30 protein-coding genes, 1 tRNA gene and 3 pseudogenes are annotated in these 23,937 nt (G+C 58.1%); 24 read left to right on the top strand and 10 right to left on the bottom strand.

Going from position 1 to position 23,937, the window contains the following annotated elements; all coding sequences use genetic code 11:
- Positions 1–3 precede the first annotated feature (3 nt).
- The 4 genes from AC3ISR_RS18655 to AC3ISR_RS18640 are packed head-to-tail and all read left to right on the top strand — an operon-like array spanning position 4 to position 3,423.
- Positions 4–1,026 carry a LacI family DNA-binding transcriptional regulator gene (locus AC3ISR_RS18655; RefSeq protein ID WP_192296818.1) on the top strand — a complete coding sequence of 341 codons (1,023 nt, stop codon included), beginning with the start codon at positions 4–6 and terminating at the stop codon, positions 1,024–1,026.
- A 23-nt stretch (positions 1,027–1,049) separates the two neighbouring features.
- Complete coding sequence (rbsK, locus tag AC3ISR_RS18650) at positions 1,050–1,967, top strand: ribokinase (protein WP_192296817.1); 918 nt, start codon at positions 1,050–1,052, stop codon at positions 1,965–1,967.
- Positions 1,964–2,368, top strand: coding sequence for a D-ribose pyranase (gene rbsD, locus AC3ISR_RS18645; RefSeq protein ID WP_192296816.1), 405 nt, complete (start codon positions 1,964–1,966; stop codon positions 2,366–2,368). Before rbsK ends, rbsD begins: the two co-directional genes overlap by 4 nt.
- Positions 2,369–2,394: 26 nt before the next feature.
- Entirely contained in the window at positions 2,395–3,423 is a 1,029-nt protein-coding gene (locus tag AC3ISR_RS18640; protein ID WP_192296815.1) for a nucleoside hydrolase, read from the top strand.
- An 18-nt stretch (positions 3,424–3,441) separates the two neighbouring features.
- On the opposite strand, the gene AC3ISR_RS18635 is transcribed toward AC3ISR_RS18640, so the two are convergent.
- Positions 3,442–3,654: a hypothetical protein gene (locus AC3ISR_RS18635; protein WP_192296814.1), complete on the bottom strand. Its 213-nt coding sequence runs from the start codon at positions 3,652–3,654 to the stop codon at positions 3,442–3,444.
- Positions 3,655–3,808: 154 nt separating this feature from the next.
- Here AC3ISR_RS18635 and AC3ISR_RS18630 point away from each other — a divergent pair, with 154 nt between their 5' ends.
- Complete coding sequence (locus AC3ISR_RS18630; protein ID WP_192296813.1) at positions 3,809–4,117, top strand: hypothetical protein; 309 nt, start codon at positions 3,809–3,811, stop codon at positions 4,115–4,117.
- Positions 4,118–4,261: 144 nt separating this feature from the next.
- Complete coding sequence (locus AC3ISR_RS18625; RefSeq protein WP_192296812.1) at positions 4,262–4,582, top strand: I78 family peptidase inhibitor; 321 nt, start codon at positions 4,262–4,264, stop codon at positions 4,580–4,582.
- A 73-nt stretch (positions 4,583–4,655) separates the two neighbouring features.
- Here the strand turns inward: AC3ISR_RS18625 and AC3ISR_RS18620 are convergent, their stop codons facing one another.
- Positions 4,656–4,868, bottom strand: a complete 213-nt coding sequence (locus AC3ISR_RS18620) for a cold-shock protein (protein ID WP_003234260.1) — start codon at positions 4,866–4,868, stop codon at positions 4,656–4,658.
- A 289-nt stretch (positions 4,869–5,157) separates the two neighbouring features.
- The gene (locus tag AC3ISR_RS18615; RefSeq protein WP_192296811.1) at positions 5,158–5,472 is read right to left on the bottom strand and encodes a hypothetical protein; all 315 of its coding nucleotides are present in this window, start codon (positions 5,470–5,472) and stop codon (positions 5,158–5,160) included.
- 366 nt (positions 5,473–5,838) lie between these two features.
- Between AC3ISR_RS18615 and thrS the strand changes: the two genes are divergently transcribed.
- The 9 genes from thrS (at position 5,839) to AC3ISR_RS18570 (ending at position 13,295) form a co-directional block, all read left to right on the top strand.
- Positions 5,839–7,761, top strand: a complete 1,923-nt coding sequence (gene thrS / locus AC3ISR_RS18610; protein ID WP_192296810.1) for a threonine--tRNA ligase — start codon at positions 5,839–5,841, stop codon at positions 7,759–7,761.
- Positions 7,761–8,312: a translation initiation factor IF-3 gene (gene infC / locus AC3ISR_RS18605; RefSeq protein ID WP_169850653.1), complete on the top strand. Its 552-nt coding sequence runs from the start codon at positions 7,761–7,763 to the stop codon at positions 8,310–8,312. Before thrS ends, infC begins: the two co-directional genes overlap by 1 nt.
- A gap of 60 nt (positions 8,313–8,372) precedes the next feature.
- On the top strand, positions 8,373–8,567 hold the full coding sequence (gene rpmI / locus AC3ISR_RS18600) for a 50S ribosomal protein L35 (protein ID WP_002553160.1): 195 nt from the start codon (positions 8,373–8,375) through the stop codon (positions 8,565–8,567).
- Positions 8,568–8,597: 30 nt separating this feature from the next.
- Positions 8,598–8,954 carry a 50S ribosomal protein L20 gene (gene rplT / locus AC3ISR_RS18595; RefSeq protein WP_003174975.1) on the top strand — a complete coding sequence of 119 codons (357 nt, stop codon included), beginning with the start codon at positions 8,598–8,600 and terminating at the stop codon, positions 8,952–8,954.
- Between the two features lie 109 nt (positions 8,955–9,063).
- Positions 9,064–10,080: a phenylalanine--tRNA ligase subunit alpha gene (gene pheS / locus AC3ISR_RS18590; protein WP_017737822.1), complete on the top strand. Its 1,017-nt coding sequence runs from the start codon at positions 9,064–9,066 to the stop codon at positions 10,078–10,080.
- 26 nt (positions 10,081–10,106) lie between these two features.
- Positions 10,107–12,485, top strand: coding sequence for a phenylalanine--tRNA ligase subunit beta (gene pheT, locus AC3ISR_RS18585; protein ID WP_192296809.1), 2,379 nt, complete (start codon positions 10,107–10,109; stop codon positions 12,483–12,485).
- A gap of 3 nt (positions 12,486–12,488) precedes the next feature.
- A complete protein-coding gene (gene ihfA, locus AC3ISR_RS18580) occupies positions 12,489–12,791 on the top strand; it encodes an integration host factor subunit alpha (RefSeq protein WP_002553164.1) in 303 nt (100 codons plus the stop codon).
- Complete coding sequence (locus AC3ISR_RS18575) at positions 12,772–13,128, top strand: MerR family transcriptional regulator (protein WP_010209127.1); 357 nt, start codon at positions 12,772–12,774, stop codon at positions 13,126–13,128. The genes ihfA and AC3ISR_RS18575 overlap by 20 nt, the downstream gene beginning before the upstream one ends.
- 90 nt (positions 13,129–13,218) lie before the next feature.
- Positions 13,219–13,295: transfer RNA gene (locus AC3ISR_RS18570), tRNA-Pro, on the top strand.
- Positions 13,296–13,364: 69 nt separating this feature from the next.
- Here the strand turns inward: AC3ISR_RS18570 and AC3ISR_RS18565 are convergent.
- The 5 genes from AC3ISR_RS18565 to AC3ISR_RS18545 form a co-directional block, all read right to left on the bottom strand.
- Positions 13,365–14,546: a tyrosine-type recombinase/integrase gene (locus AC3ISR_RS18565; RefSeq protein ID WP_463983610.1), complete on the bottom strand. Its 1,182-nt coding sequence runs from the start codon at positions 14,544–14,546 to the stop codon at positions 13,365–13,367.
- The gene (locus AC3ISR_RS18560) at positions 14,432–14,833 is read right to left on the bottom strand and encodes a hypothetical protein (RefSeq protein ID WP_463983453.1); all 402 of its coding nucleotides are present in this window, start codon (positions 14,831–14,833) and stop codon (positions 14,432–14,434) included. The genes AC3ISR_RS18565 and AC3ISR_RS18560 overlap by 115 nt, the downstream gene beginning before the upstream one ends.
- 83 nt (positions 14,834–14,916) lie before the next feature.
- Positions 14,917–15,246, bottom strand: a complete 330-nt coding sequence (locus tag AC3ISR_RS18555) for a hypothetical protein (protein WP_463983454.1) — start codon at positions 15,244–15,246, stop codon at positions 14,917–14,919.
- 50 nt (positions 15,247–15,296) lie between these two features.
- Positions 15,297–16,088 (bottom strand): DNA-methyltransferase, encoded by a 792-nt coding sequence (locus tag AC3ISR_RS18550; RefSeq protein WP_463983455.1) that lies wholly within the window; start codon positions 16,086–16,088, stop codon positions 15,297–15,299.
- A gap of 49 nt (positions 16,089–16,137) precedes the next feature.
- On the bottom strand, positions 16,138–16,542 hold the full coding sequence (locus tag AC3ISR_RS18545) for a hypothetical protein (RefSeq protein ID WP_463983456.1): 405 nt from the start codon (positions 16,540–16,542) through the stop codon (positions 16,138–16,140).
- 359 nt (positions 16,543–16,901) lie between these two features.
- On the opposite strand from AC3ISR_RS18545, the gene AC3ISR_RS18540 reads away from it, so the two are divergent.
- The gene (locus AC3ISR_RS18540) at positions 16,902–17,294 is read left to right on the top strand and encodes a hypothetical protein (RefSeq protein WP_463983457.1); all 393 of its coding nucleotides are present in this window, start codon (positions 16,902–16,904) and stop codon (positions 17,292–17,294) included.
- A 62-nt stretch (positions 17,295–17,356) separates the two neighbouring features.
- Here AC3ISR_RS18540 and AC3ISR_RS18535 read toward each other — a convergent pair whose 3' ends face one another.
- Positions 17,357–19,441, bottom strand: a complete 2,085-nt coding sequence (locus AC3ISR_RS18535) for a DNA cytosine methyltransferase (protein ID WP_463983458.1) — start codon at positions 19,439–19,441, stop codon at positions 17,357–17,359.
- 76 nt (positions 19,442–19,517) lie between these two features.
- Here AC3ISR_RS18535 and AC3ISR_RS18530 point away from each other — a divergent pair, with 76 nt between their 5' ends.
- Both AC3ISR_RS18530 and AC3ISR_RS18525 read left to right on the top strand, forming a co-directional pair.
- Complete coding sequence (locus AC3ISR_RS18530; RefSeq protein ID WP_463983459.1) at positions 19,518–19,718, top strand: hypothetical protein; 201 nt, start codon at positions 19,518–19,520, stop codon at positions 19,716–19,718.
- Positions 19,719–19,796: 78 nt separating this feature from the next.
- Positions 19,797–20,027, top strand: a complete 231-nt coding sequence (locus tag AC3ISR_RS18525; RefSeq protein WP_463983460.1) for a hypothetical protein — start codon at positions 19,797–19,799, stop codon at positions 20,025–20,027.
- A 44-nt stretch (positions 20,028–20,071) separates the two neighbouring features.
- Here the strand turns inward: AC3ISR_RS18525 and AC3ISR_RS18520 are convergent, their stop codons facing one another.
- On the bottom strand, positions 20,072–20,467 hold the full coding sequence (locus AC3ISR_RS18520; RefSeq protein WP_463983461.1) for a protein kinase family protein: 396 nt from the start codon (positions 20,465–20,467) through the stop codon (positions 20,072–20,074).
- Between AC3ISR_RS18520 and AC3ISR_RS18515 the strand changes: the two are divergent.
- The 6 genes and pseudogenes from AC3ISR_RS18515 to AC3ISR_RS18490 form a co-directional block, all read left to right on the top strand.
- Positions 20,397–20,894, top strand: a pseudogene (locus AC3ISR_RS18515) (phage minor tail protein L); the annotation flags it as partial. The gene AC3ISR_RS18520 and the pseudogene AC3ISR_RS18515 sit on opposite strands and share 71 nt — an antisense overlap.
- A gap of 2 nt (positions 20,895–20,896) precedes the next feature.
- The gene (locus AC3ISR_RS18510; RefSeq protein WP_463983462.1) at positions 20,897–21,643 is read left to right on the top strand and encodes a C40 family peptidase; all 747 of its coding nucleotides are present in this window, start codon (positions 20,897–20,899) and stop codon (positions 21,641–21,643) included.
- 164 nt (positions 21,644–21,807) lie between these two features.
- Positions 21,808–22,584, top strand: a pseudogene (locus tag AC3ISR_RS18505) (PAS domain-containing protein); the annotation flags it as partial.
- A 99-nt stretch (positions 22,585–22,683) separates the two neighbouring features.
- Complete coding sequence (locus AC3ISR_RS18500; RefSeq protein ID WP_225595239.1) at positions 22,684–23,121, top strand: methyl-accepting chemotaxis protein; 438 nt, start codon at positions 22,684–22,686, stop codon at positions 23,119–23,121.
- Positions 23,122–23,411: 290 nt separating this feature from the next.
- Entirely contained in the window at positions 23,412–23,702 is a 291-nt protein-coding gene (locus AC3ISR_RS18495; RefSeq protein WP_463983463.1) for a hypothetical protein, read from the top strand.
- A 63-nt stretch (positions 23,703–23,765) separates the two neighbouring features.
- Positions 23,766–23,879, top strand: a pseudogene (locus AC3ISR_RS18490) (tail assembly protein); the annotation flags it as partial.
- Between the last annotated feature and the right edge of the window lie 58 nt (positions 23,880–23,937).

The following is a 23,937-nucleotide window of genomic DNA, read 5'->3' as shown; positions in this document are numbered from 1 at the left end:
CCCATGGCAACGATCAAGGATGTGGCCGCGCTTGCAGGTATTTCCTACACCACGGTCTCCCATGTGGTGAACAAGACGCGCCCGGTCAGTGAGCCGGTGCGCATCAAGGTGGAAGCGGCGATCAAGCAACTCGACTACGTGCCTAGCGCCGTTGCGCGTTCGCTCAAGGCCAAGACCACTGCCACCATCGGCCTGCTGGTGCCCAACAGCCTCAACCCGTATTTCGCGGAGTTGGCCAGGGGCATCGAGGATTACTGCGAGCGTAACGGCTATTGCGTGATCCTGTGCAACTCCGACGACAACGCGGAAAAACAGCGTAACTATTTACGGGTGTTGCTGGAAAAGCGCATCGACGGCCTGATCGTGACGTCGGTGGGCGGCGACGACAGCGGCCTGGCCGCTGGCTTGAGCGCAGTACGCACGCCCATGGTGATTGTCGACCGGGCGCTGGACGGCATTGATGTCGATCTGGTGCGCATCGATCACGAACAGGGCGCTTACCTGGCGACTCGGCACCTGCTTGAGTTGGGTCATCGGGACATCGCCTGCATCGGCGGCCCGGCGCACACCCGCGTCGCGCAGATGCGCCTGGCAGGCTACCACCGCGCGTTGCGTGAGGCAGGCGTGGACGTGGCGCCCGACCGTACCCAGGAAAGTGATTTCACCAGCACCGGTGGTTATGCCGCTGCCGTGCAATTGCTGGCGCAAAACCCGCCCAGCGCGATTTTCGCCAGCAACGATATGATCGGTTTCGGCGTTCTGCGTGCAGCTGCCGAGCGTAATATCCGTGTGCCGGGCGAGCTGTCGGTGATCGGTTTCGATGACATTCAAATGGGCCGCTACGTGTACCCGGCGCTGACCACGGTCGGGCAGTCGATCGTGCAACTGGGCGAGACGGCGGCCGAGCTTTTATTGCGACGAATTGCGACACCCCAACTGCCGATCGATCAACGCATCGTGACGCCGAGCATTGTGTTGCGCGAGTCCACGGCGCCCGTCGCCGGTGTGTTTGCCCAATACCGCTGAACCGAATTGATGAGTACTGATGTATGTCCGCAAACGTAGTGGTAATAGGCAGCTTGAACATGGACTTGGTCACCCGGGCCAGCCGGCTGCCCCGTGCCGGTGAAACCTTGATCGGCCAGACATTCTCCACAGTGCCCGGCGGCAAGGGCGCCAACCAGGCGGTGGCGTCGGCGCGGCTGGGCGCGCAGGTGGCGATGGTTGGTTGTGTCGGCAGCGATGCCTACGGCAGCGAGTTGCGTGATGCGTTGCTGGTCGAAGGCATCGATTGCCAGGCCGTCAGTACCGTGGAAGGCTCCAGCGGCGTGGCGTTGATCGTGGTGGATGACAGCAGCCAGAACGCCATCGTGATCGTCGCCGGCAGCAACGGCGCGCTGACACCCGACTCATTGCAGGCGTTTGACGCTGTGCTGCAGGCGGCCGACGTGATCGTCTGCCAGCTGGAGGTGCCGATGGACACGGTCGGGTATGCCCTGCAGCGTGGCCGTGAGCTGGGCAAGACCGTGATCCTCAACCCGGCGCCGGCCAGCAGCCCGCTGCCTGCCGAATGGTACGCCTCGATCGATTACCTGATCCCGAATGAAAGCGAAGCCACGGCGTTGAGCGGCGTGACGGTCGACTCCCTCGACAGTGCCAAGCTGGCTGCTACGCATTTGATCAAGGCGGGTGCCGGTAAAGTCATCATCACTCTGGGTGCCCAAGGTGCGTTGTTCGCCGACGGCCAGGGGTTTGAGCATTTGCTCGCGCCCAAGGTCAAGGCGGTGGATACCACGGCGGCCGGCGATACCTTTGTCGGTGGTTTTGCCGCCGCGCTGGCCAACGGCAAAAGCGAAGCCCAAGCCATCCGTTTCGGCCAGGTTGCCGCCGCGCTGTCGGTGACCCGTGCCGGTGCGCAACCCTCCATTCCTACGCTGCGCGACGTACAAGGTTTTGTACCCTCATGAAAAAGACGCCACTGCTTAATATCGCTTTGTCGCGCGTGATCGCCTCCCTGGGCCATGGCGACATTCTGGTCATCGGTGATGCGGGGTTGCCCGTGCCGCCGGGTGTCGAGTTGATCGACCTCGCGTTGACCCAGGGCATTCCTGATTTCATCAGCACGTTACGTGTGGTGCTCAGTGAAATGCAGGTGGAAAGTCATGTGTTGGCGCAAGAAATCCTGCTCAAGCAACCGCCGGCGCTGGCGGATCTCAATACGCTCAATGGGCAGGCGGCGCTCGGTGAGCGGCGTCTGCTCAGCCATGAAGCGTTCAAGCAGCTCAGCCGCCAGGCGCGTGCCGTGGTGCGTACCGGCGAGTGCCAGCCGTATTGCAATATCGCGCTGGTGTCCGGCGTAACGTTCTAGCGTGTCCCAACAACAAGGAGTGTTTTATGCAACGTGGTCTTCCAACCCTGAGAAATCTGTTTCGGAGTGTTCTGCTCTTGTCCGCACTCACTGCAGCAAGCGCCCAAGCGGCGGAAAAGATCGACCTGATCATTGATACCGATCCCGGCGCCGACGATGTGGTGGCCTTGCTGTTCGCATTGGCGTCCCCGGAGGAATTGCAGATCCGTGCGCTGACCACCGTCGCCGGCAACGTGCGCCTGGACAAGACCTCACGCAATGCGCGCCTGGCCCGCGAGTGGGCAGGGCGCGAGGACGTTCCGGTCTATGCCGGTGCGCCGAAGCCGCTGCTGCGCACGCCGATCTATGCCGAGAACATCCATGGCAAGGAAGGTATCTCCGGGGTCACCGTGCACGAGCCGAAAAAAGGCCTGGCTGAAGGCAACGCCGTTGATTACCTGATCAAGACCCTGAGCACCGCCAAGCCCCACAGCATCACCATCGCCATGCTCGGCCCGCAAACCAACCTGGCACTGGCACTGACCCAGGCCCCGGAAATCACCCAGGGCATCAAGGAAGTGGTGGTGATGGGCGGCGCGCACTTCAACGGCGGCAATATCACGCCGGTGGCCGAATTCAACCTGTTTGCCGACCCGGCAGCAGCGGAGATTGTGCTCAAGAGTGGCGTGAAGTTGACCTACCTGCCGCTGGACGTGACCCACAAGGTGCTTACCAGTGAAGCGCGCCTGAAGAAGATTGCCGACCTGAACAGCAATGCCAGCAAGGTCGTCAGCAATATTCTCAACGAGTACGTCAAAGGTGACATGGAGCATTACGGCATCCCGGGTGGCCCGGTGCATGACGCCACGGTCATTGCCTATCTGCTCAAGCCTTCGTTGTTCAGTGGTCGTCAGGCCAACATGGTGGTGGACAGCCGCGAAGGCCCGACTTTCGGCCAGACCATCGTCGATTGGTACGATGGCCTGAAGCAGGAAAAGAATGTGTTCTGGGTTGAAAACGGTGATGCCCAGGGCTTCTTTGATCTGCTGACCGAGCGCCTGGCGCGCCTGAAGTAACGCTTTCGGCGGTGTTGCTTACTCGCGCTCGGGGTCGTGTGCCCCCTTGTGATCGGCTGGGTATTTTTCGAATACCTGGCCGATGAACGCTTGCGCAGCCTGGGTGCCCAGCTCCTTGACCAACAGGTCGATGCCGATGATTGCCAATTCTTCCGGGCTTCCGGGGCTATAGGAGCTCTGTCCCAGGGGCCACTTGGCTTTGATGTCGGCTTGGAGCGTTACGGTGGTCATGGAAATCTCACGGGCTGAAGTGCGGGGCGGTGCGCTGGAACGCGGCTTTTACGCGGGCAGTTAAGCATTTTGCGCCGCGTTTGGCACTGCTACTTAGGCATGAGGCAAGCGCTGTGCGACACTGTTCTCCTGTTTAATTACCGGGGAACACCGCGTGCAGATCGATTTGAACAACCCCGAGAACCTGACACTGGCCGCTGTGCGCCAGTTGATTGCGAGTGCCAGTGACGACGAGCACACGCAGTTGCGGGTGACCAAGGCCGGTATTGCCTACATCTCGTCCGGCAGGGCCGTAGGTGGTGTGGAGATTGATGGTCTGTTGTTTCGCCTGGAGACCTGGGCCAAGGGTTCCGGATATGTCGGCAACGTGGCGGCCAGCGACGAGGTCTGGGTGACGCAGATTTTCAACGCCCTCAAGCAGAATTGGCCGAAGCCGCCGTTTGACTACATCGACATCTACTGACTGCGTTCATATTTGGTGACGATTGACCTGGCGAATACCGCTTGAGAGTCAGGCAGACTTGCCCACCGGCGGTTTACGTCTTGAAACCAATCCGCCTCACAGCTGTCGCACGATCTCTGTCCATTTTTTTACATAGGAGGCTTCATGCCTTGGAAGCTCGCATCATTCGGTACTTTGTTGGCAGCACTCGCATTGGCGGGTTGCAGCACCCCGGGTGCCTCTGAGCCAGCCAAAGACGCCGCCGTGACCGATGCAGGTCATAGCCGCTGTGAGTCGAAGGCCGCCGAGTTCGCAATCGGCCAGAAAGCGTCTCCCCAGTTGCTGGAGCAGGCCCGTGCCCGCGCTGGTGCGCAGAACGCCCGGATTCTCAAGCCCAATGACATGATCACCCTGGAATACCGCTCCGACCGCCTGAACCTGAACACCGATGACAACCTGGTGATCACGCGCGTCAATTGCGGCTGATTGCTTCCAGCTTTTTGCAGCGCTCATAAAAAACCCCGTCACATGGACGGGGTTTTTTTAGCTCAGCGGAGAATTACTCGCCGCGAACCTGTGCAGCTTGCATACCCTTTTGGCCTTTCTCAGCCACGAAGGAAACGGTTTGGCCTTCTTTCAGGCTTTTGAAACCGTCGCTTTCGATAGCTTTGAAGTGTACGAACAGGTCGTCACCGCCACCTTGAGGAGTGATGAAGCCGAAGCCTTTTTCATCGTTGAACCATTTAACGGTGCCGGTTTGGCGATTAGACATGGTGTATCTCCAAGAAACATATATTTTCAGTAGTACTGTGCTGCTCAGGCCAACTGGGCACACTGGGCTATCATAGTCGAAATGTTCGGCTTGGGAGCCCCCCCAAGGCATTGTTTGCTAATCAATAGCGTTGCGTTTAGTGCTTTTTTCGACTGAAAGCCCCGATCTACGGGGCTTTCAGCCGAAATGTCAGCTGGTAAAAAAAGCCGTAAAAGCTGCGTAATTTGTATGAAATGGCTGTTTTTGGGCTGTTTTTTCGGCAAGACGACCGTCTGATCAGTGGTCGTTCTTACTTTTTCTTCACGACTTTGCAGGACGAAATCGCCGAGACCGCTTTGTTTTTGAGCTCGGGCTTGGCATCCGGGTTGCTCATCAACTCTTTGATTTCTGCCGTGGTCAATTCGGCATTGATCTTGTCGGCGCCGCATTCGCAATGGTCTTTGGCAGTTTTAGCGTCTACGTTCTGGCTGGCTGCAGCGCTGCAGTCTTTGACGAAGCTGTCGCGGGCTCCGGCCGGCCAGTTCGACGGGGCGGCTGCCTGTGCGCCAAGGGACAGAAGACTCAGGGAGGCGGCGAGAGCGAGGGTCGAGGTAAAACGCATCATGGGATGCTCCTTTGGGTCGGGGACAAACGGCAATTCTCAGGGGATTGGAGGTGGTGCGTACAGCTCAAGTTCCGTTTTGCAGCTATAAAGCCTGGAATTTGTCTTTACCAGGCATGGCTTCGGCGCGATGACCGTTCATCTGTGCTAGCATCGGTGCCCTGGCTATTTCCAGGTGTGCCATTTGCCGCCTTGCCATGTTCTTTTTAGCTCACTCCAGTCACTCTGGTTCGATTATCGGTTGGCCGAAAGGCTCCTGCCGCTGTAAGGCAGGCGTTCATCACTGAACGGCCTGGTATTGGATCTTGTACTGGCTCATCCCAACCCACGTGACCTTTGGTAGGGGTCACCACTAGGAGAGGAGGCGCCATGCCAACTATTACTCTTCCCGACGGCAGTCAACGTTCATTCGATCATGCGGTTTCCGTAGCCGAGGTCGCCGCATCCATCGGTGCCGGTCTGGCCAAGGCCACCGTCGCCGGCAAAGTCGACGGCAAGCTGGTTGATGCCAGCGACCTGATCACCAGCGACGCCAGCCTGCAAATCATCACGCCCAAGGACCAAGAGGGGCTGGAGATCATTCGCCACTCTTGCGCGCACCTGATTGGCCACGCGGTCAAGCAGCTGTACCCGACGGCGAAAATGGTAATCGGCCCGGTCATCGACGAAGGCTTCTATTACGACATCGCCTATGAGCGTCCTTTCACTCCGGACGACCTGGCCGCTATCGAACAGCGCATGCATCAGCTGATCGAAAAAGATTACGACGTGATCAAGAAAGTCACGCCGCGCGCCGAAGTGATCGACGTGTTCACCGCCCGTGGCGAAGACTACAAATTGCGTCTGGTGGAAGACATGCCGGACGAGCAGGCCATGGGCCTGTACTACCACGAAGAATACGTCGACATGTGCCGTGGCCCGCACGTGCCGAACACGCGTTTCCTCAAGTCGTTCAAGCTGACCAAGCTGTCCGGCGCCTACTGGCGTGGCGACGCGAAGAACGAGCAGCTGCAGCGGATCTACGGCACCGCCTGGGCTGACAAGAAGCAGCTGGCCGCTTACATCCAGCGCATCGAAGAAGCCGAAAAGCGTGACCATCGCAAGATCGGCAAGCGCCTGAACCTGTTCCACCTCCAGGAAGAAGCACCGGGCATGGTGTTCTGGCACCCGAACGGCTGGACCCTGTATCAGGTGCTTGAGCAGTACATGCGCAAGGTGCAGCGCGACAATGGCTACCTGGAGATCAAGACTCCCCAGGTCGTTGACCGCAGCCTCTGGGAGAAATCCGGGCACTGGGCCAACTACGCCGACAATATGTTCACCACCCAGTCGGAAAACCGCGATTACGCCATCAAGCCAATGAACTGCCCTTGCCACGTGCAGGTGTTCAACCAGGGCCTGAAGAGCTACCGCGAGTTGCCGATGCGCCTGGCCGAGTTCGGTGCCTGCCACCGTAACGAGCCATCGGGTGCGCTGCACGGCATCATGCGCGTGCGTGGTTTTACTCAGGACGACGCCCACATCTTCTGCACCGAAGAGCAGATGCAGGCTGAATCCGCTGCGTTCATCAAGCTGACCATGGACGTTTACCGCGATTTCGGCTTTACCGAAGTCGAGATGAAGCTGTCCACTCGTCCGGAAAAACGCGTCGGTTCCGACGAGTTGTGGGATCGCGCCGAATCCGCACTGGCCGCAGCGCTAGACAGTGCGGGCCTTGCGTACGATCTGCAGCCTGGCGAGGGGGCCTTCTACGGTCCTAAGATCGAGTTCTCGCTGAAAGATTGTCTTGGTCGTGTCTGGCAATGTGGTACTTTGCAGCTCGATTTTAACCTGCCGATCCGTCTGGGAGCCGAATACGTCTCCGAAGACAACAGCCGTAAACACCCGGTTATGTTGCACCGGGCGATCCTCGGCTCGTTCGAGCGGTTCGTCGGGATCCTGATCGAGCACTACGAGGGTGCATTCCCTGCGTGGCTGGCGCCGACCCAGGCAGTGATCATGAATATCACTGATAAACAGGCAGATTTTGCCGCTGAAGTTGAAAAAACTCTCAACGAAAGCGGATTTCGTGCCAAGTCCGACTTGAGAAATGAAAAGATCGGCTTTAAAATCCGCGAGCATACTTTGCTCAAGGTTCCCTATCTTTTGGTTATCGGAGATCGGGAAGTCGAGATGCAGACTGTCGCTGTGCGTACTCGTGAAGGTGCTGACCTGGGCTCGATGCCCGTCGCCCAGTTCGCTGAGTTCCTCGCGCAAGCGGTTTCCCGGCGTGGTCGCCCAGATTCGGAGTAATTATTATTAAGCGTGAAATGAGACAAGATAAACGAGCTGCACCGAAAGCCCCGATCAACGAGAATATCTCGGCACGCGAGGTTCGGTTAATTGGCGCTGACGGCGAGCAGATTGGCATCGTCTCGATTGATGAAGCGCTTCGTATCGCTGAAGAGTCCAAATTGGACCTGGTGGAAATCTCCGCCGACGCAGTCCCGCCTGTTTGCCGGGTGATGGACTACGGCAAATCGATCTTCGAAAAGAAGAAGCAGATTGCTGCGGCGAAGAAGAACCAGAAGCAGATTCAAGTAAAAGAAATCAAGTTTCGTCCAGGGACGGAGGAAGGGGATTACCAGGTAAAACTGCGCAACCTGGTACGTTTCCTGAGTGATGGGGACAGGGCCAAGGTATCCTTGCGATTCCGCGGCCGTGAGATGGCCCACCAGGAGCTGGGTATGGAACTCCTCAAGCGGGTTGAAGCTGACCTGCTCGAGTACGGTTCCGTCGAACAGCATCCTAAGATGGAAGGACGCCAGCTGATCATGGTCATCGCCCCGAAAAAGAAGAAGTAATCAACAGGGCACGGCAGGCCTTCTGATTATGTTTATCAACTGAATGCGGAGTATCCGAACATGCCAAAGATGAAGACTAAAAGTGGTGCTGCTAAGCGGTTTCTGAAAACTGCTAACGGTATCAAGCACAAGCACGCTTTCAAGAGCCACATCCTGACCAAAATGTCGACCAAGCGTAAGCGTCAACTGCGCGGTAGCAGCTTGCTGCATCCGTCTGACGTGGCAAAAGTCGAGCGCATGCTGCGCCTTCGTTAATTTTTGGATCAAGAATAGAGGAAGTAACTCATGGCTCGTGTAAAGCGTGGCGTCATTGCCCGTAAACGTCACAAAAAAATTCTGAAACTTGCTAAAGGCTACTACGGCGCGCGTTCACGCGTATTCCGTGTTGCCAAGCAAGCGGTAATCAAGGCAGGCCAATACGCTTACCGTGACCGTCGTCAGAAAAAACGTCAGTTCCGCGCTCTGTGGATCGCTCGTATCAACGCTGGTGCACGTGTTAACGGTCTGTCCTACAGCCGTTTCATCGCTGGCCTGAAAAAAGCTTCCATCGAGATCGACCGTAAGGTTCTGGCCGAACTGGCAGTGAACGAAAAAGCGGTGTTTGCTGCGATTGTCGAGAAAGCTAAAGCCACTCTGGCTTAAGTACCCCCGACAATCACCCTGGGCTGCTCCTGTAGCCCAAGGTGGTAAACGTCTTAAATAGGGGAAGAGCCTTCAAGCTCTTCCCCTATTTTGTATCTGGAGTCTGTACATGGAAAACCTGGACGCGCTCGTCGCTCAAGCTCTTGAGGCTGTGCAAAGCGCTGAAGATATCAATGCCCTGGAGCAAATCCGGGTTCACTACCTTGGCAAAAAGGGTGAATTGACTCAGGTGATGAAGACCCTGGGGAATTTGCCGGCTGAAGAGCGTCCGCAAGTCGGTGCGCTGATCAACGTCGCCAAGGAGCGTGTCACAGAGGTGCTCAATGCGCGTAAAGCGACGATGGAGGAGGCTGATCTTGCGGCCAAACTCGCCGCCGAGTCCATTGACGTAACCTTGCCTGGCCGTGGCCAGGCCTCGGGCGGCCTGCATCCGATCACCCGGACTCTGGAACGTATCGAGCAGTTCTTCACCCACATTGGCTACGGCATTGCCGAAGGCCCTGAGGTCGAAGACGACTATCACAACTTCGAGGCGCTCAACATCCCAGGCCATCACCCGGCCCGGTCGATGCACGACACCTTCTATTTCAACGCGAACATGCTGTTGCGCACCCATACCTCGCCGGTACAGGTCCGCACCATGGAAGCGAACAAGCCGCCGATCCGCATCGTCTGCCCAGGCCGTGTGTACCGTAGCGACTCCGATATTACCCACTCGCCGATGTTCCACCAGGTCGAAGGCCTGCTGGTTGATCGCGACATCAATTTCGCCGACCTCAAAGGCACCATCGAAGAGTTCCTTCGCGTGTTCTTCGAGAAGGAGTTGGCGGTACGTTTCCGTCCATCGTTCTTCCCCTTCACCGAGCCATCCGCCGAAGTCGACATGGAATGCGTGATGTGCAGCGGTAAAGGCTGCCGCGTCTGCAAACAGACCGGCTGGCTGGAAGTGATGGGCTGCGGCATGGTTCACCCCAACGTGCTGCGCATGTCCGGGATCGACCCGGAAGAGTTCTCGGGCTTTGCCTTCGGCATGGGCGTTGAGCGTCTGGCCATGCTGCGTTACGGCGTGAACGACTTGCGTCTGTTCTTCGACAACGACTTGCGGTTCCTCGCGCAATTTCGCTAGTCGTAACGAATCTTTAGGAGAGCAGGATGAAATTCAGTGAACAATGGCTGCGTGGCTGGGTAAACCCGCAGGTAGGTCGCGACGAGCTGGTTGCCCGTCTGTCGATGGCCGGTCTTGAGGTCGATAGCGTTACCCCGGCCGCCGGTGTTTTCAGCGGTGTGGTGGTGGGCGAGGTGTTGAGCACCGAGCAGCATCCGGATGCCGACAAATTGCGTGTGTGCCAGGTCAGCAATGGCGCGGAAACCTTCCAGGTCGTGTGCGGAGCGCCCAACGTGCGCCCGGGCCTGAAGATCCCGTTCGCCATGATCGGTGCCGAACTGCCGGGCGATTTCAAGATCAAGAAGGCCAAGCTGCGTGGCGTCGAGTCCAACGGCATGCTGTGCTCCCAGGCCGAACTGCAAGTAGGCGAGGGCAACGATGGCCTGATGGAACTGCCGGCCGACGCGCCAGTGGGTCAGGACATTCGCGTTTACCTGGAACTGGAAGACGCAAGCATCGAGGTCGACCTGACCCCGAACCGTGGCGACTGCCTGTCCCTGGCCGGTCTGGCCCGTGAAGTGGGCGCGTTGTACAACGCCCCAGTCACGCGTCCAACCGTCGCCGCTGTGCCAGCGGTACACGATGAGGTGCGCCCGATTGAAGTGCTGGCGCCAAACGGCTGCCCGCGTTACCTGGGTCGTGTGATCCGTAACGTCGACCTGTCCAAGCCGACCCCACTGTGGATGGTTGAGCGTTTGCGTCGCGCCGATGTGCGCAGCATCGACGCGGCCGTCGACATCACCAACTACGTGATGCTCGAGCTGGGCCAGCCGCTGCACGCCTTCGATCTTGCCGAGATCAATGGCGGCATCCGCGTACGTATGGCGGAAGAAGGCGAGAAGCTGGTACTGCTTGACGGCCAGGAAGTCAGCCTGCGTGCCGACACCCTGGTCATCGCCGACCACTCCCGCGCTCTGGCGATTGCCGGCGTGATGGGTGGCGAGCACAGCGGTGTGTCCGCGACCACGCGTGACGTCTTTCTTGAAAGTGCGTTCTTCGACCAGATCGCCATCGCGGGCAAGGCGCGTTCCTACGGCCTGCACACCGATGCCTCGCACCGTTACGAGCGTGGTGTGGACTGGAAGCTGGCCCGTGAAGCCATGGAGCGCGCCACTGGCCTGCTGCTGGAAATCACTGGCGGCGAAGCCGGCCCGATCACCGAAACCGTCAACGAACAGTACCTGCCGTCCGTTGCGCCGATCACCCTGCGGGCCAAAAGCGTTGAGCAAATGCTTGGCCTGGTGATCGAGCCGGCTGAAATCGAGCAACTGCTGTCGGCCCTGGGCCTGGCGATCTCCGTGAGTGGGGAAGGGCAGTGGCACGTTGAAGTGCCAAGTCATCGTTTCGACATCAGCCTCGAGGTCGACCTGATCGAAGAGTTGGCCCGCCTGTACGGCTACAACCGCCTGCCGGTTCGTTACCCACAAGCGCGCCTGGCACCACAACCCAAGGCCGAGGCGCGCGCGCACCTGCCTGAGTTGCGTCGTCTGCTGGTTGCCCGTGGTTATCAGGAAGCGGTGACCTACAGCTTCATCGATCCGAAGCAGTTCGAACTGTTCAACCCAGGCGTCGAGCCGCTGTTGCTGGCCAACCCGATTTCCAACGACATGGCTGCCATGCGTTCGTCCCTGTGGCCAGGCCTGGTGAAAGCACTTTCCCACAACCTGAACCGTCAGCAAGATCGCGTGCGCATGTTCGAAAGCGGCCTGCGTTTCGTCGGCCAACTGGATGGTTTGAAGCAAGAGCCGATGCTGGCTGGCGTGGTGTGCGGTAGCCGCCTGCCTGAAGGTTGGGCGCAGGGCCGCGATGCCGTGGACTTCTTCGACGTCAAGGCTGATGTAGAAGCGGTACTGGGCTTTGCTGGTGCGCTGGATGCATTCAGCTTTGTACCCGGCAGCCACCCGGCGTTGCACCCGGGCCAGACTGCGCGCATCGAGCGTGAAGGTCGTTTGGTTGGTTTCATCGGTGCCATTCACCCTGAATTGTCGAAAACCCTCGGTCTTGATCGCCCGGTCTTCGTCTTCGAACTGGTCCTGGCGGAAGTTGCCGCGGGCAAGATGCCGAAGTTCAGCGAGCTGTCGCGCTTCCCTGAAGTGCGCCGCGACCTGGCGCTGATCGCCGACCGTGAAGTGGCCGCCACTGCTGTCCTGGATGTAATCCGTGAAAATGCAGGGGAATGGCTGACAGACCTCAGGCTATTTGACGTCTATCAGGGTAAAGGTATTGATCCGCATAGAAAAAGCCTTGCAGTTGGCTTGACCTGGCAGCATCCATCGCGCACTCTTAATGACGATGAGGTGAATACCACGACACAAAATATCCTCACCTCGCTCGAACAAAGGTTGAACGCCACGTTAAGGAAGTGACGTATGGGGGCTTTGACGAAAGCTGAGATGGCGGAACGTCTGTACGAAGAGCTGGGTCTGAACAAACGCGAGGCCAAGGAATTGGTCGAGCTGTTTTTTGAGGAAATCAGACACGCTCTGGAAGACAACGAGCAGGTCAAATTGTCCGGTTTCGGCAATTTCGACCTGCGGGACAAACGCCAGCGGCCTGGCCGCAATCCAAAAACGGGAGAAGAAATCCCGATCACGGCTCGCCGTGTGGTCACCTTTCGTCCAGGGCAGAAGTTGAAGGCCCGAGTTGAGGCTTATGCTGGAACCAAGTCATAACGACGAGCTACCCGTCATCCCAGGCAAACGCTACTTCACCATTGGTGAAGTCAGCGAGCTCTGTGCGGTAAAACCGCACGTGCTGCGCTATTGGGAGCAGGAGTTTCCTCAACTCAACCCCGTCAAACGCACCGGGAACCGTCGGTATTATCAGCGCCAGGATGTGCTGATGATCCGACAGATCCGCGCGTTGCTCTATGACCAGGGGTTCACCATCAGCGGTGCGCGCCAGCGTATGTCCGGTGATGAAGCCAAAGACGACACCACCCAATACAAGCAAATGATCCGCCAGATGATCGCCGAGCTAGAAGATGTGCTGGTGGTTTTGAAGAAGTGATACCGGCTTTTAAAATACTTCCACATTTCAAAAGCTTGCGGTATATTCCGGATCGCTTCATCAAGAAGCGAACCCAGTAACACGCCTAGTCGGGGCGTAGCGCAGTCCGGTAGCGCACTAGCATGGGGTGCTAGGGGTCGAGTGTTCGAATCACTCCGTCCCGACCATATTTTTCAGTGACTTAGCCGAACTCTAGCCAGTTCGGCTTTTTTACGCGTAGGGACTTTTGCGGGGGATCATCCCAATTTCCTCCTCAAGATGGTCAGCGCTGGCCCACGAGAGTCAGTAGCCGACACTTTGTTCGCAGCCTCAATCAAGTGCTGCAACTCCGGGGTAGAATAGTGGCTCGTAATGCTGCCGTTCTTATGACCCAACAACGCTTTCCGATCTTCCTCCGTCACGCTCGCTGCACGTAGCCTTCTGCCAAAGGTGTGCTTCAAGTCGTGAATCCTGATCGACCCGAATCCGGGGTGTGCTGGCGCCTGGTGGGCTTTCTCCCATTTGTCCGCTGCGCGCACCCTGGCTTTCTTCCAGGCCGAATCATTCATTCGATGCATCGCCGTTGGTCCGAACTGATCTGGCTGCCCATACGGGAACACCAGGTCTTTGTGCAGACCGCGCTGGCCATCGATGATGGATAGCGCCACATTGTTCAAGATCACCAGGCGCTCATCGCCGTTCTTTACCCCTGCTTTTTCACTCCGCCCGCCGAACCCGGCAGGTATCAGAAACACGCTGGTGTTCAACGCCGGCACCCGAATTTCCCAATCCCACCGCAACTTGCACACTTCCTGCTCCCGACAACCCGTGTTCACCTTATAGAGGGCCATCCTCAAAAGGTGGTCGGGAAGCTCAGGAAACAACAGGGCCTGCTCTTCCCAGGACATTGGGTAGGGTTTGCGGCTCGACTTCTTCTCCTCAAGCATCGAGATCATCGGCACGCTTTCCAACCACGGCCGCTTTTCCGCATCGCGCCACTTTCGGTGGCACAGGTTCAAGATCCTGACGACTCGCTGCAGGGCAATGTTGACCGTCCTGTTCGACACGCCAGGCTTGACCTTCCCCTTGTCCGTCTTGCTCGGCTTCTGCCGATCACGGATGAATGGGGCCAGGGCCCCGTCATCGACGTGCGTGATCGGCAGATCTCCGATGTATGGGTCAAGCTGTTCGATGTGGGACGCGGAAAGGCCGATCGATGCTTGGTCTTTGAACTCGACCAGAAACCGGGTGGCTGCCTCACGCCAGGTTCGCACCTGGCGCACGCCGTAAATCTTTTCCTGCCGCAGCTTTTCCAGCCGATGAATCAAGTACTGCTCGGCTTCTTCCCTCTCGCTTGCTCCAGTGCTTTCTTGAAGTCGGCTACCTCTGACGACTTTGTCGATGTGCCAAATCCCGTTCCTCTGGTAGAGGCCCGACATTGTTTTTCGCGCCATTGTTTTGCTCCTTGGCGCCCACTGCGGGGCGGATTGTTGTCCTGATCGGCGTGCTTTTCAATTGCCATTCGTTCGATGTAGGCGTCTGCCCACTGGTCCAGCTCATGACGGTCGAAGGCAACGCCCTGTTTTCCAATAGGGAATTCGCGGATGTGAGGGCGGACGGTGTTCTTGAATTCTTCCCGGCACATGCCGAGGTAAGCTGGGGCGTGCATCGCCCGGATGAAGCGCGGCGCGGTCTCTAGGACAGGCGCCAGCTTTGTGTTGGCCATAGGAAATCCTCGCCACGCCGTTGCCGGGTGGATTGATTGGATGGTTTGGGGTTTCCTTGCCGCGTTGGGCGGCAGAAGATGGGTTAATCCATTTGGTACCAGACGCCGCAGTCGACACCGTCGGCAGTTAGCGATTTATACATGGCCTGCACGCCGGCGTAGCGGCGGTTGCCTTGCCCACCGAAGGGTGCGTCCAGGTGAAAGGCGCGCGCATGATAGGTGCTTGCCGACTGCATCCAGCCTTGAAGGCCAGCATCGTGCAGGGTCTTTTCGCGCAGCAGGCCGACGCGGAGGTATACGCGGTCGAGGTTGGCGCTACCGCCGTCGTCAGGTGCAGCTGCTGCCGCGACCTTAACCGCCTCGATGGCGCGCGCGACTGAGGCTGCCAGTGCCGGTAACTTATCTTTGGTCATGGGGAATACCTCGCCCGCCGCTCACCGGCAGGCATGTAGGGGGATTGGGGTTAGGCTGTTGCGAACAGGTCGATTTGCGGTACCGGTGCGTCGCGCTCGGCAATTGCATCAGCGATGCGTTGATGGGCTATATCGAAGTAGCCGAGGCGGTTTCCTGACTCGTCGAGATCACGCTCAATACCGATGAAATGCCGTCCCAACTGCATACATGCCACGCCGGTGGTGCCGCTGCCCATGCTGTTGTCCAGCACAACCTGTCCAGGTCGGGTGTAGGTGCTGATCAAGAACGACATCCAGGCCACAGGCTTCTGCGTCGGGTGAAAGCTGCCGGCCTGCTTGTCGCTGGAGAAGAACTGCACCGAGCGCGGGTACCGCTCCGTCGAGTCGTACTCGGTCAGGGCCAAGGCTTTGCCGTAGCACTCCGAGTTGACCGTCTTGCGCTTTGCTGTCTTGCGCTCATGTCCGCTGGACATCTGCGGGTTGTACACCGGCTGCTTGCGGGAGAAGACCTGGGCGCTTTCGTGAGCCCGCAGCGGTTGCTTCTTGGAGTTTAGGAAGCCGGTGGCGTTGCCTTTCTCCCAGATCCACTCGTACCGGTACAGCTTCGGGTTGCTCGCCACCAGCATCGACGCGAACGGCTGGGCTGCGCACAACACGATTGCGGCTTCCGGCTTGGCGATCCGCAAGTACTCCCGCCAGAGCGGCTCGAGCGGGATGATGGTGTCCCAGGCGCACTGGGTGGTGCCGTAGGGCAGGTCGGCCAGCACCATGTCCACGCTGGCATCCGGCAAATGCTTCATGACCTCCAGGCAGTCGCCCAGATAGAGCTGGTACTCGCTCATGGCCTTGGCCCCTTGTAGATGAAGACGTAGGCGAACCAGAGGGTGGCGATCATGGCGTTACCGCCAGCTTCTGCCATTCCTTATAGTTGTCGGCGTACTCCCAGCAGTAAGTAGCCGGCCAGGCGCCGCGCGTTCCTTCCTTCACGATGTTGTAGTTCCAGCCTCCCTTGGCCGGGGTGGTCTTAATCCAGACGTGCTGCGGACCGCCAAGGAACCACCCGTGGTACTGGTTAACGGCCTCAGTCATAAAATCGTTGAAATCGTGGTGGCCTTTGCTCATGACGATGTAGGTATCACTTCCAACGCTCTCAACGTCGAGCGGATACTTTTGTTTGGGCATGACTTCGTCCTTGCCGCTATAGCGGCTGACTTTGATGGGGAAGGGGTAGAGCGATAAGTGGCGCAGGCGCGACGCGCCGCATATTCCTGCAGCCTGAACTAGTGTCGGCAGCATAGGTCATCTGAAAGACGGGAATAAAACACGGAGCTTCCGGAGAGACCCGTCGCAAGGCTATTGCATGAGCTGTATCGACGATTTCCGTACTACGTCCCAAAAGTTGCTTATTGAGCTTGACGCTACCACAACCATAATGATGGTCTTGGTTGCTTCAAAAAACGTCACAGGCCCAGAGTGGGAAGAGGCAGTGAAAGACCAAAAAGCCGCTTTTGACGACTGGATCACCTTTCTCAATTCCCCTAACACTCCTTCCACGGATCAGACCTGATACGAGGTTTCTTTCTTCGTTACCAGATCATGGGCATTCACAACCGTCATGCCGCTGGCTCCTCCTGATAGGTAAGGGAATTAACTGAATGGAAATCGAAAATGGCGCTCTGGGATTATTGAAACGCTACCGGTACTTAATACTACTGTTGATGGTTGCCGCCTCGCTGGTGAGCGCGACTTTAAGATTCGTGGGGGACTGGAGAAATTTCTGGACCGTGCTGATGCTGCAAGCCTGGTTCGGTCAAGCTGTGTTCGCTTATCTTCGTGGTGGCTGGGTTGCGATCGGGCCTGGAGGGCTCTCCATAGACGCCTCGCCTACGTGGAGGGCAGTTTTAGCCGGCGTTGCGTTTGCAATTTATCTGATCGGCTTTGGAATCGATGGCTATCCGAAGAAGGAGTCTGTCCACGACAGGCGGCCCTCCGACTGGACCATGCCTACTCGAGAAGAGATTGGACGATCTTCTGAGAAAACTAGATAGCACTACTTTGTTAGGCACGGAGAGTCCTTGCCGGGCCATGCCCGGTTGGTGGAGTGGGGGAGTTATGCGGCGCGTGCTTGTCGCTCTTCGGCGCGCCATGGATCGTTGGCCCTGGCCAGTGCTGCCATGGGCGGTGGGCTCACACTGTTGCCGCACATGTGCACCTGCTGCGTGACGGTGAATGGCTTGCCGTCGGCGCCGTGTGTGATGTGGTAGTCGGTGGGGAAGCCCTGGGCCTTGTACAGCTCGGCCGGTTTGAGCATCCGTAGGCAGATGTCGACGATCACGTAGGGCGTACCCTTAACCATGACGGTGACCAGGGCCAGGCGGTCCTTGGTGGTGATGGTGGGTGTCGGCGCATCGCAGGCGCTGACGTTCTCGGTGCCGTAGTAGCTGATCAGGAAGGCGGCGACGCGCAGTGCACCGGCTTCGTGTTCAGGTGACAGGGTGAGCGACACAAGCGAGCTCTTGCCGCCGCCACCGGCTGTGATGGTCGGTGCCGGATTATCCAGGCCCTGGCCGACACTGCCGCCGAATGCACGCTCCATGAATGCGCTGACCAACCCGTGGTGCTGGCCGCCTGCGCTGATGGTGTGCAGTGGGTCATTGGCATCCCGTGCATCACAGTTGCCGCGCATGTGCACCAGGTGCGCTGTCGCCAACTGCTGCTGGCTGCCGGTGTTGGTCACCGTGGTCATCGGCTCGCGTATGTCCTTGGCGTGCACGGTGTTGAATCCGCCGTTGGCCTGGATCATCACCGCGGTGCTGACGGACTGCCCTCCGCCGCTGGCGGTGACCGTGCCCACCGGGCCGCAGATGTCGTTCACCCCGTGGGAGCGGCGCTTGTTTGCGCCGGAACCCTCGCCGTGCCCGGCCTGGACGATGCAGGCCGAGGCGAGTGCCCGGTGGTTCTGGGTCATCAGGGTGCCGGTGGGTTGATCCACGCTTACGGGCTTGCCTGAGTATGCTGGGCCACCGGCCCCGACCATCAGTGGGCTGATCAGCGTCAGCTCGCCGCGATTCGCACAGGTCACCGTCGGCAGTGGTTCGAGCGGGTCATTGATCCGGTCGCTGCCCTGGTGCGTTGCCGGAGCGATCACTGGGCTCACCACCGAGAAGGCGCCGCCCTTGGGGTAGGAGGTGATCGTGCGCAGCGGCTCGCCGGCTGACTGCACCGATTCAACCGACCAGTTCGCAATCGGCACAATGAACGGCGACGGGCTGTCGATGACGAACTTTTTCATGCCCTTGGCGACCCTGCGCAGGGTGGCGTCGGCCAGTTCTTTCTTGCGGCCGAAGATGCTTTTGCCCAGGTCAGTGAAGTCGATGCAGTCGGCGGCGGTCTTCCACTTCTGCTGACCCTTGACCGGGCTCTTCGCGTGGGTAGGCTCCGGCCACACCACCGGCCGGCCGTCGCACCGGGCGATCATGAACAGGCGCTCCCGGCTGGTGGGCGCGCCGAAGTCGCACGCCTTGATAACCTTCCACTCCACTACATAGCCCATGCCTTCCAGCAGGGCCACGAAGCGGCGCCAGGTGCGGCCGCGCTGTTTCGGGTCAGGCACAAGGAACTGGTTCGACACCGGCACCTGTTCGCCTGGCTCGGCTACCCGGTTGGTAGTCTTTCCTTTCTTGGTCGGGTGCGGCACCTGGTCCAGGGTCACCACCCGGCCGGTGGCCTTGTCGCGCTTGGCGATCAACCGGCCCCATTGCAGGATCTGCTTCACGTTCTCCAGGCTGATCACCCGGGGCCGCTTCATGCCTGCCCACTTGAGCCCGATCCACGACAGGTTTCGGATCTCGCGCTTACGCGGCTGGCCGCCGGCTGCCTGGGAGTGGTGTGTGCAGTCCGGCGACATGTGGAACCAGCCGACGGCCTTGCCGTCGCACTCTGTGTCCGGGTCGCCCTCGAACACGTCGGTGGTGAAGTGCTGCGCGCCCGGGTGGTTCATGGTGTGCATGCTGATCGCTTGCGGGCTGTGGTTCTTCGCCACGTTCACCGTGCGGCCCAGTCCGATCTCCAGGCCGGTCCCGGCACCGCCGCCACCGCAGAAGAAGTCGACAACGATCTCATCGTCCTGAGGGTTGAAGCCGAGTCCGTATTGGGTTTTGAAATCGAAGGGGTTTTTCTTCTGTTGTGCGGACATAGGGGATCCTCGCCGGCTGGCGTGATTGGTTTAAGTGGGTGATATGCTTTGCTGCTTATCAAACAAGGAGGTGGTAATGGCCGGTAAAAAGCTTGAATCGTTCCGCGAGTGGTTCACGCCGCGTAAGCGGTTATGGGCAGGGCTCGCTTTGCTTGTCACTGCGACATTCGGGCCGCTTTTCTATCCAAGCTTCAATGGTTATTGGGGTATCTTTATTGCTCCTGGGATCATGTTTCTCTGCAGTGCATGGAATCCCGAAGCTCGCGATAAGCGCTGATAGCCTCGCCAGCTGGCGTGATTCGTTGATATGGGGTATTACGGGTGACCGGCACGGAGCCGGATCAAGGAGGATCAAGTGGACAACAAACCTTCAAACAAGCTGCTTGCAGAGCAAAGCGGCCTCACTGAGGCTGAAGTCGGAACGTATTTGACGGCGCTTGAGTTGCAGCCCGATGGAACGTGGATGGCTTACTTCGGTATTGAGATCGAGCGCTCGCCAGATGCCAGTGCAAAGTTGAATGCAGCACGGACGTTATTGATCCCAGCCTGGCTCGCAAAGCATTGGGTTGATCGCGATATTGGGTAGGCTCCGCCCTCCGTGATACCGGATGCAGCGAGCAGGGTGGGTTGTCAGTCGTTCTCGCCGTTGTCGTCAGCGTTCATTTGAAGCGATTCGGCAAAGCCTGCTTGCCGTAATTTGCGCGCCACGTTTTGAGATATGTCGATTTCGTGGCGCTTGATTTCAAGCATCTGAGCGGACTTCTCGGCGCCCAACGAGTGGGCATGTGCGATAAGTCGCCAGATGGTGGTGCGGTCCTTCGTTTCGCCCAGGCCGGCGGTGAGCGCCTCCAGCCGGTCGCGCATTCCCTGGCGGAAGTAATGGCGGATGATGTCGGACGGCCCTTTGATCTTCGGCGGCGCCGGTGGCAGATCCTCGGCCTTGGCGTTGATCACCACACGCCCGACGTTCGCCGCCGGCAACATCAACGGGCGCGTCACGGCGTTGTGCCTGGCGTTCGAGGACATGCTCAAGTTCAAGCTGACGGTTCGCGAGACCCTGGTCCAGTACCTGGATGCGGCGAACTTTCCGGAGGGGAATCCAACGGCTGATCCGACCCAGGAGACGCTGGAGATCTGGTTCATCGACCAGAAAACCAGTGAGGACGGCGAAGCGGTGGTCTGGGAGCTGTCTTCCCCGGGCGAGATCGACAACCACGGGCTGCCGGGACGGCAGATGACGACGTTTTGCCACTGGGCCATGATCAATGGCTACCGGGGGCCGGATTGCGGCTACACCGGCGCGGCGATGTTCGACGAAGAAGACAACCCCACGGACGATCCGTCGAAGGATCAGTGCAAGGGTTGCCTGTCCTCCTGCAAGTTGCGGTTTGGCGAGAACAACGAATTGGCCTTCGGCGGATTCCCCGCCATTTCCCTGATTGCCCGGAGCTGACCATGCGCAAGCACATCATTGCGGCCATCCAGGCGCACGCGGCGGCGGAATATCCACGCGAGTGCTGCGGCCTGTTGCTCGCCGTTGGCCGGGCACAGAAGTACTTCCCGTGCCGGAACATCGCCACGGAACCGAATGAAGAGTTTCGGCTTGATCCAGAGGACTACGCTGCGGCGGAAGACCTGGGCGAGGTTATCGGGATTGTTCATTCGCACCCGGACGCGACCAGCAGGCCGTCGCCGCATGACCAGGCCATGTGCGAGGCCACCGCCTTGCCCTGGCACATTCTGTCATGGCCAGAGGGCGACATGCGCACGATCACGCCAACGGGCATCACGCTGCTGCTCAAGCGCCCCTTCGTACATGGCGCCTGGGACTGCTGGCAGGTCTGTGCTGACTGGTACCAGCGTGAGTTGGGCTTGGAGTTTGAAGCCTTCCAGCGCACCGACGGCTGGTGGGAGAGTGCGGAGAACGCCAGCCTGTACGAGGCGAACTACGAGGCTGCGGGGTTTGTGCGCGTCGATCAAGCGCAGCGCGGTGACCTGATCGTCATGCATGTGGGGCGGACGGTTCACCTGAATCATGCTGGGATCTACCTGGGCACTGATACGGCATTGGCCGGAGAAGGGTCGGGCGCGTTTCTGCTACACAACCTATACGGTCGCCCCTCCGAGATCCTCGTCTATGGCGGTCCCTGGTATGACCGAACCCGTCTGATTCTTAGACACAAAGATGCTCAAAACGATTAAAAGGCCCGTTTAGTAAGGCGGGGAGAGATCGTGTTGCGCATCTCATGGACGCAGCATCCTATTTGCTCAGTGCGTCATAGGCAGCTACATTTTTATCATCAGATGCCCTTAATTTGCGCAATGACATGCCGATAGAGTAGATATGACCCAAGAGGCTATTTCGTATGTTCAACGCTAGGCTTAAAAAGCAGCTTCAATCACAAGAAAGCGAACTGTTTGAGCTGCGCCAGCTACGCGATGGCTTGAACCGTGAAATGTTGACGCTGAGTATCGACTCGACGTTTAAAATTACGGCATGCAACGAAAATTTTGGAGCTGCTTTGGGCTACGCTCCGGACCGACTTCTAGGTCGCGCCATGGCAGATATTGTTCCGCAGTACGTTTCGAAGCTGCCGTGCTTTCATAACTTCCGAGCTGCAGTTGCTGCGGGCAAGTCTATCACCGACGATTACAGGTACCTTCACGCTGACGGTTCATTGGTTTGGATTCATGCACATTGGCAGCCCATCACAGATGAGAGCGGCCAGCTAAGTCATGTCACATGTTATGCGACAAATATCACGTCCCGAATAGAAAAAGCCTCAGAAAATGCATCGTTCATTAACGCGCTGTTACGTTCTACTGCGGTGATTGAGTTCGATCTTTCTGGGCATGTGCTCACGGCAAATGACCAATTTTTACAAGCAATGGGCTATAGCATGGGACAGGCGAAAGGGAGCCATCACCGTATTTTTTGCAAGCCAGAGCATACTTCCTCCCAGGAGTACAAGGATTTTTGGTTAACGTTGAACAGAGGAGAGTTTGTCGCTGGTCGATTTGAACGTATAGATAGTCGCGGCCAAACCGTTTGGCTGGAAGCTACTTACAATCCGGTCTATGACCCAGAGGGAAAACTTTGCAAAGTGGTAAAGTTCGCGACGGTAGTAAGTGATCAGGTGGCCCGGGAACAAGAAGTCAGTGGTGCAGCCAAAACAGCATTCGAAATATCGCAGCAAACTGATGTAAGCGCTCAACGAGGTGCGGTCGTAGTTAATGACACTATGCATACAATGCGTAAAATCGCCGTTGATATGCAGGCAGCCTCTGGGGGAGTGGAGGCGCTTGGCAAGCAGTCACTGTTGATCAGCTCAATTATTCAGACGATCAGCAGCATCGCCCAGCAAACCAATCTTTTGGCTTTAAACGCAGCGATTGAAGCAGCTCGCGCAGGCGAGCAAGGTCGAGGTTTTGCCGTTGTGGCTGATGAGGTCCGACAGCTAGCTGGACGAACCAGCACAGCTACTGAAGAAATCGCGTCAGTTGTGTTGCAGAACCAGAAACTGGTAGATGAAACCGTCGCAGAGATGGCAAATAGCAAATCTCAAGCCGAGCAGGGCCTTGAACTTGCCACTCAGGCAGGCCAGGTTATTGTTGAAATTCAAGATGGAGCCAAGCGAGTGGTTGACGCGGTGGGTAGGTTCGCTACACAGGTGGCTTAGCAATTGGGTTGGCTCTGTAAAAGGTTCAGCTAGGGTTTGATGTTCATCTGGTGGGCAATCATTGCAATAAGACTGCAATTCAATACGCACTATTTGCGAGGTAAGATTCAACTGTGTTTTATCTAGAGGCCGATTAACCTCCTTGTGAACCCTAAGAGCCACGCATATGCGAGTCTTTCGTTTTTCCTCTTTGTAGATGATAAAGTTCTGATAAACCAAAGAGGGAGCTACATGCGGATTTGATAACTGCGATAGCGGTGGCGATGCTGGCAGGTTGCATGGCTCCAACCATGAACGAGGCGCGCCAGGCAGGACCATACAAAGTGCTCACCTCGAAAAAAACCGACGCTACACTGGCTAAATGCGTTCATTACGAATGGCAGAACCAGCCGATCTTCGGCGGAGCGCCAGGTGCAACGCTTCAACCTGGACGCGATACGGGCTACACCGTATTCACCGAGGATTCTCAGTATTTCGTCTACATCCAGCCGCAGGGCGCGGGCTCAGTAGCCAAGTATTACGTGGTGGTCGGCAATTGGATCGCTAACAAAAGGTTGGCGGCCCTACAAGGCTGCCTGTAGTCACAAGTCAAATCACCAAAAGGCTCGCTTCGGCGGGCCTTTTTAATGCCTGGAGAACACCACATGGCGGCACTGGCCATCAATTATCAGCCAATGACCACGATTCTGCTCAATGGCCAGCTTCGGCAGTTTGGCCGCTCTTCTCGAATGGCTGTGAGATCGCCACCCGGGGCCCTGACTTTCGCTCCTGAAGCTTTTTCAGAAACTGGAGACGGATAGCGCCGCCGAGCTTCCT

Source organism: Pseudomonas sp. GL_117, assembly GCF_057835125.1.
The sequence above is the reverse complement of the archived record's forward strand: the minus strand, read 5'-3'. Positions and strand labels throughout refer to the sequence as shown.